The sequence below is a fragment of the Myroides sp. C6-3 genome (assembly GCF_050522425.1).
Taxonomy (GTDB): Bacteria; Bacteroidota; Bacteroidia; order Flavobacteriales; family Flavobacteriaceae; genus Flavobacterium.
Window position 1 is genome coordinate 22,724 of sequence record NZ_JBMVQP010000043.1, and the last position, 6,000, is coordinate 28,723.

At 41.5% G+C, this 6,000-nt stretch carries 6 protein-coding genes and 3 tRNA genes; 6 read left to right on the forward strand and 3 right to left on the reverse strand.

The genetic code is table 11. From position 1 onward, the window contains the following. Window positions 1-138 precede the first annotated feature (138 nt). From ACPDG9_RS14550 to ACPDG9_RS14560, 3 genes are read right to left on the reverse strand one after another with little or no spacing between them, the layout of a single operon-like run. The gene (locus ACPDG9_RS14550) at window positions 139-1,176 is read right to left on the reverse strand and encodes a COX15/CtaA family protein (protein ID WP_430528447.1); all 1,038 of its coding nucleotides are present in this window, start codon (window positions 1,174-1,176) and stop codon (window positions 139-141) included. 5 nt (window positions 1,177-1,181) lie between these two features. Then, window positions 1,182-2,618 (reverse strand): CCA tRNA nucleotidyltransferase, encoded by a 1,437-nt coding sequence (locus ACPDG9_RS14555; RefSeq protein ID WP_430528448.1) that lies wholly within the window; start codon window positions 2,616-2,618, stop codon window positions 1,182-1,184. 17 nt (window positions 2,619-2,635) lie between these two features. Beyond that, entirely contained in the window at window positions 2,636-3,208 is a 573-nt protein-coding gene (locus ACPDG9_RS14560) for an L-threonylcarbamoyladenylate synthase (RefSeq protein ID WP_430528449.1), read from the reverse strand. Between the two features lie 189 nt (window positions 3,209-3,397). On the opposite strand from ACPDG9_RS14560, the gene ACPDG9_RS14565 reads away from it, so the two are divergent. The 6 genes from ACPDG9_RS14565 to ACPDG9_RS14590 all read left to right on the forward strand — a co-directional run bounded on the left by ACPDG9_RS14565 (window position 3,398) and on the right by ACPDG9_RS14590 (window position 6,000). Then, window positions 3,398-3,844: a PaaI family thioesterase gene (locus tag ACPDG9_RS14565; protein ID WP_430528450.1), complete on the forward strand. Its 447-nt coding sequence runs from the start codon at window positions 3,398-3,400 to the stop codon at window positions 3,842-3,844. Next, window positions 3,844-4,914: a chorismate-binding protein gene (locus tag ACPDG9_RS14570; protein ID WP_430528451.1), complete on the forward strand. Its 1,071-nt coding sequence runs from the start codon at window positions 3,844-3,846 to the stop codon at window positions 4,912-4,914. The genes ACPDG9_RS14565 and ACPDG9_RS14570 overlap by 1 nt, the downstream gene beginning before the upstream one ends. Before the next feature lie 4 nt (window positions 4,915-4,918). Continuing rightward, window positions 4,919-5,635, forward strand: coding sequence for a bacillithiol biosynthesis deacetylase BshB1 (bshB1, locus tag ACPDG9_RS14575; protein ID WP_430528452.1), 717 nt, complete (start codon window positions 4,919-4,921; stop codon window positions 5,633-5,635). 72 nt (window positions 5,636-5,707) lie between these two features. Beyond that, window positions 5,708-5,781 (forward strand) — tRNA-His (locus tag ACPDG9_RS14580). A gap of 48 nt (window positions 5,782-5,829) precedes the next feature. Next, window positions 5,830-5,903 (forward strand) — tRNA-His (locus ACPDG9_RS14585). A gap of 23 nt (window positions 5,904-5,926) precedes the next feature. Further along, window positions 5,927-6,000 (forward strand) — tRNA-His (locus ACPDG9_RS14590).

The window sequence follows — 6,000 nt, forward strand, 5'->3', positions numbered from 1 at the left end:
TCTAAACTACCAAATGATTTAAGGGAATATTAAGCATTGTGGTAGGAATACGCTTTTTATTGAGCCCATAAGAACCTAAAAAAACGCTTATACTTTGAAAGTATAAACGCTTTTTTAGGTTATATCGTATGCGAAATACTAATCTAAAGAACTTTTTCCGCTGTAGTAGCATTTTCTCGCTTCTAAGAATAGGTAGTATTGCACTCCAAAAAGAATAGAAGCTAAAACGAGGTGAGCGGCTTGTGAGCCAAACGGGAAATGAGCATATTGCATGGCAACTCCCGTTAAGATCTCTAATACTAAGAGGATTGCTACCCATTTTACCTTAGAGAATCCTAAGTTGAGTTTTTTGTTTAAGAAGAATAAGTAAAAATTCAATACAAAAACTAAAATAGAGAAACTACGGTGAATGTAGAATTCAACTGTAGGGGTATTTAACCAGAGGTATTCATTGGTGATCCCTGCTTTTACCTGTTCGTCAACAAACTCGCGTACCTGTGTTCCCAGTACCACTTGTACCAGGGTAAGCAGTAGTGTAATAACCGTTAAGGCGCGGAAAGTGGCATTGTATTTTTTTATTTCTGTTTTGTTTTTAGCGGCTTTGATAATATTGATTAACAAGGCTACAATAACCAAGGCCATCACCATGTGAACAGTGATTTTAATCGGATTTAACACCGAATAAACCACAGTAGCACCCAGCCAAGCTTGGAATCCCATCAAGAACACCACAAGCCAAGACCCCCATACGAGTTTCCTATTGGATGACCAATGCCCAAAAGAAGCAATAGCAAGCGCCAAACAGGCTAACCCAGCTACGGCACCACAAAGGCGGTTGATGTATTCGGTCCAGGTGTGTTTCGGGTTAAATTGGGCATAATCGTGTTTGGTGTACTTTTCCCAGTGTACTTCCTCATAAACAGTAGAGGTTGTAAAGGAGTCTTTGGCTTTCCAAAGCGCCTCATCGTGAATGATCATTTGTCCTTTTTTATACGTTCGATCGGGTTGCCACGTCAGAACTTCCTCGTCGGTTGGGGGAATATAGTAGCCAAAACACTTCGGCCAATCCGGACATCCCATTCCAGAACCAGTCATTCGAACCGCTGCCCCCGCAAAGATCACCAAGTACACAAGTACAAGTGAAATTTTCGCCAAAGGTAAAAAAGAGCTTTTCATAGGTATTATTTATTTACAATTGTTAGTCCAATTTTTTCTGCTTTTGAAAGCATGAAAGCATAGGCCGCTTCGTATTCATTAGGAATAACGCCCTCTAAAATCGCCTCTTTAATGGCTTCTTTCAAAATGCCTATTTCCTTGCATGGCTGTAAATTGAATAAAGCCATGATTTCCTCTCCCGTAATTGGAGGTTGGAAGTTGCGGATATGATCTCTTTCTTCCACTTCAACAATCTTTTTGCGTACCATTTGAAAGTTGTTGTGGTATTTCTTAAACTTGTTTGGATTCTTTGTGGTAATGTCTGCCTCACATAAGATCATCAAGTCCTCCACGTGTTCCCCTGCATCAAAAACAAGGCGTCTAACAGCCGAATCGGTTACTTCTTTTTGCGACAAAACAATCGGACGTGAACTCATCATCACCATCTTCTGTACAAATTTCATCTTTTGATTCAACGGCATATGTAGGCGTGTAAAGATCGTTTTTACCATCTTGCCCCCTAAAAACTCGTGTCCGTGAAACGTCCACCCTTGTTTTTTGGAGAATCGCTTGGTAGGTGCTTTGCCAATGTCGTGCAACAAGGCTGCCCAACGCAACCACAAGTCGTCGGTGTTTTGAGCAATATTATCAACCACCTCTAGGGTGTGATAGAAGTTGTTTTTATGCGTGTGTCCTTCGATTTCCTCTACCTGATTCAACGCAATGAGTTCCGGTAAAATCAAGTGAAGTAATCCCGTTTGATATAAAAGGAGAAATCCCTTGGAAGGCTGATCAGCCAAAAGGATTTTGTTGAGTTCATCGACGATGCGTTCTCCAGAAATAATAGACAAGCGCTCGGCATTCCTCGAGATTGCTTCTAGCGACTCGTCCTCAATAATAAAGTCGAGCTGCGTTGCAAAGCGAATCGCACGCATCATGCGCAATGGATCGTCTGAATAGGTGATATCAGGATCTAGGGGGGTGCGTATTAGCTTGTTTTTGAGGTCTTCACTGCCGTTAAACGGATCTAACAGTTTGCCATAGTTCGCCTGATTCAACGACAGGGCTAAGGCGTTGATGGTAAAATCTCTTCTATTCTGATCATCTTCTAAAGTACCGTCTTCCACAACGGGTTTGCGGCTGTCAAAGTGATACGACTCTCTTCTTGCACCAACAAATTCAATATCAATATCGTCATAACGCAACATCGCCGTTCCGTAGTTTTTGAATACCTGAACTTTAGGATGATTGGGAAGCAAATTCGACACGGCTAAAGCCAATTCAATACCACTGCCTACAGCAACAATATCAATGTCTTTTTTCGTGTCTCTTTGCAGTAAAAAATCGCGTACAAAACCACCTATTACATAAGCGTCTACGTTTAAGTTCGCTGCAGCTTGGGTAATAATTTCAAAAATAGGGTGTTGTAGTGCTTCTTTATATGTTGGGTTATCGTGGGTCATAGTTTCAAATGGCACCTTTACTTTCTTATGATCGTTACTTGTGCGTTTTCTTTTAATTTAATGATAGTTGAAGGTTTGATTGGTTTTTCTTCTTGCTGACGCAGCTGAACAACGTAGTCCACCCCTTCAATAATACGTGGATCAATGTCTTTAAAGCGCTGAGGAGAAGGAGCTCCACTAATATTAGCCGAGGTCGAAACCAAAGGCACTTTCATGCGCTCAATAAGGTTATAGCAAAACGGCTCTTTTATGATGCGCATCCCCAGCGATTGATCTGCCGCAATAATTTCCGGAGCCACCAATTTGGGATGATCGAGAATCAGCGTCGTAGGTTTGTCGCTAAATTCTAATAGATCCCAAGCAACTTCGGGAATATTGTGAAATACGCGGTGTAAAAGACGATCGCCATTTACTAATACAATCATGCTCTTGCTCTCTGCGCGTTGTTTTAATTGATATATCTTTTTGATGGCTTCCGAATTCGTCGCGTCGCAACCAATTCCCCAAATCGTATCCGTGGGATACAAAATTATACCGCCATTTTTAATCACTTCAAAAGCGTTGTGAACTTCTTTTTGGATATCTTCCATTATCAGTCTCCTTACAATAAAATTGGTTCTCTATTTAAAGGGCTTAAAAATACTAAAAAAATAGGATACACGAGAGCCTTGGAGGGTAAGAAATAAATTTGCACTTTCAAAAAAGAAAGAATTATAATATTTTTAAGAGGAGTACATCTTTTTTGGCTTACTTTTAAGACGCCTAAAATTAGTTATAGTATGGATGTGAAACGCAGAAAGGATTTTAATAAAGAAGAGGTATTAGCAATGTATGCAAAAGTGTCGAAGAACACGTTGATGGAAACATTGCAAATTGAATATGTAGATGCAGGACCGGAGTTTTTAGTGGCTACAATGCCCGTAAATGAGCGCGTACACCAACCGGCAGGGCTGTTACATGGAGGCGCAATGGTTGCCTTAGCAGAAAGCTTGGGAAGTGGTGCTTCCCTTATGTTGATTGATCCCGAACTTCAAGAAATTAGGGGAATCGAAATTTCTGCCAACCACGTGCGAAGCAAAAGAGCAGGACAAGTGACGGGAACAGCGCGTTTAGTGCACCGTGGACGAACGTTACACTTATGGGAAATTCGAATCACAGACGAGAATAATGTATTATTGTCGGTGTGTAAGATCACCAATATTGTAATCGAAAAAAAGAAGGCCTAATGGAGTTATATGAGACGTGGACCGAGCATATAAAAGAAAATAAGCCGTATGTGCTGTATAAAAAACCAGGGCAACACAAGGTAACGGGATTGTTTCAGCGGGATTCAACCTTGCATCTTGTTGAACATTTTAAAGAAAGTGGATTTGTACTAGCGCCTTTTTACGAAGGCGTGCGTTTTTATATTCCTTTAGGGGAGTCGCACCGAATGGAAGGCGAACTTTTAGAGGAGAAGTTTACCTATGGAGCCTTTGAATTGGCGTACGAACAGCAACCCGGAAAACAACATTTTGAACAGTTGGTGCAACGCTGTGTACAGGCTATTAAAGCGGGGGCTTTTGAGAAGGTTGTGCCTTCTCGAAAGGAAGTATTGGATCTCCCAGGTCAAGACGTGGAGATACAAGCACTCTTTTCTAAATTAGTCGTTGCCTATCCAGAGGCGTTTTGCTATGTGATTTACCACCCGTTTGTAGGGTTGTGGATGGGGGCAACACCGGAGACACTCGTAGAGCTAGAAGGGCATAAGTTGCGTACCATGGCATTGGCGGGAACTCAAGTGAATCACGGTAAAGACGAGGTTTTTTGGGGAGATAAGGAGAGAGAAGAACAACAATATGTGACTGATTTTATTGTAGAGAAACTACAGCCAATAAGTAAGCATATGGAGGTTTCTCCACCTTTTACGAAAAGAGCGGCTAAAGTCATGCATATTTGTACGTCGATTGAAGCTCAGCTAAAAGAGGTAAATTTAGGCGCGATTGTCGATGCGTTGCATCCGACACCTGCTGTTTGTGGAATGCCCAAATCCAGTACGCGCGATTTCTTGCTGCAAGAAGAAGGGTATGCAAGAAAATACTATGCTGGCTATTTAGGGGAGTTGAATTACACCAAACAAGGGGAGGATGCCCTTACAACCGCAAGTAGTTTGTTTGTTAATTTGAGGTGTATGGAAGTTGAAAGTCAGCAAGTTAATTTGTATATTGGATGTGGGGTAACAGAAGATAGCGATCCGACGAGTGAGTTTGTCGAAACAGTAAACAAATCGACCACTATGAAAAAGATTTTATTTTAAGCGTATGAAAGTAGATATATTAGCCTTTGGAGCACATCCAGATGATGTAGAATTGGGATGCGGGGCAACAATAGCCAAAGAAATTCACTTGGGAAAAAAAGTGGGAATTATCGATTTAACTCGCGGGGAATTAGGCACAAGAGGGAGTGCTGAGATTCGAGCACAAGAAGCAGCGGATGCAGCTGCTATCTTGGGTGTAGTAGCAAGAGAAAACTTGGGGTTTCGCGATGGTTTTTTCGTCAATGATGAAGCGCATCAATTGGAAATTATTAAAATGATCCGCAAGTATCAGCCCGAAATAGTGTTGTGCAATGCCATAGATGATCGTCATATCGATCACGGAAAAGGGAGTAAATTAGTGTCAGATGCTTGTTTTTTAGCGGGATTAAGACGTATTGAAACGACTGTAGATGGGGTAGAACAGGAGGCATGGAGACCTAAATGGGTCTACCACTACATTCAATGGAAGAGTATCGAACCCGATTTTGTGGTGGATGTAACGGGATTTATCGATCAAAAGATGAAGGCTGTTTTGGCGTATGGAACCCAATTTTATGATGTCAACTCTAAAGAACCTTCAACGCCAATTACTTCTAAGAATTTCCTCGATAGTATTATTTACCGCGCACAGGATCTAGGACGATTGATAAACAAAGAACATGCAGAAGGATTTACAGTAGAAAGATATTTGGCTGTCAATCGGTTAGATGATTTGATATAAAATTTTTAAAAAAATGCTTGCAACGTAAGGAAATATGGCTACCTTTGCAAGCGTCAAAATAAGACAAAAACGGTGGTTATAGCTCAGCTGGTTAGAGCGTCGGATTGTGGTTCCGAAGGTCGTGGGTTCGAAACCCATTAATCACCCAACAAAAATTAGGTGAACGTATTGAAACACCTCAAAAAATATACACGGTGGCTATAGCTCAGCTGGTTAGAGCGTCGGATTGTGGTTCCGAAGGTCGTGGGTTCGAAACCCATTAGTCACCCAAAACGCACAAAAATATACACGGTGGTTATAGCTCAGCTGGTTAGAGCGTCGGATTGTGGTTCCGAAGGTCGTGGGTTCGAAACCCATTAATCACC

What these genes read in the sequence shown, in the direction of transcription:
- ACPDG9_RS14560 (WP_430528449.1), bottom strand. Translation starts at nt 3,208, where the DNA reads ATGGAAGATATCCAAAAAGAAGTTCACAACGCTTTTGAAGTGATTAAA.
- ACPDG9_RS14565 (WP_430528450.1), top strand. Translation starts at nt 3,398, where the DNA reads ATGGATGTGAAACGCAGAAAGGATTTTAATAAAGAAGAGGTATTAGCA.
- ACPDG9_RS14570 (WP_430528451.1), top strand. Translation starts at nt 3,844, where the DNA reads ATGGAGTTATATGAGACGTGGACCGAGCATATAAAAGAAAATAAGCCG.
- ACPDG9_RS14555 (WP_430528448.1), bottom strand. Translation starts at nt 2,618, where the DNA reads ATGACCCACGATAACCCAACATATAAAGAAGCACTACAACACCCTATT.
- bshB1 (WP_430528452.1), top strand. Translation starts at nt 4,919, where the DNA reads ATGAAAGTAGATATATTAGCCTTTGGAGCACATCCAGATGATGTAGAA.
- ACPDG9_RS14550 (WP_430528447.1), bottom strand. Translation starts at nt 1,176, where the DNA reads ATGAAAAGCTCTTTTTTACCTTTGGCGAAAATTTCACTTGTACTTGTG.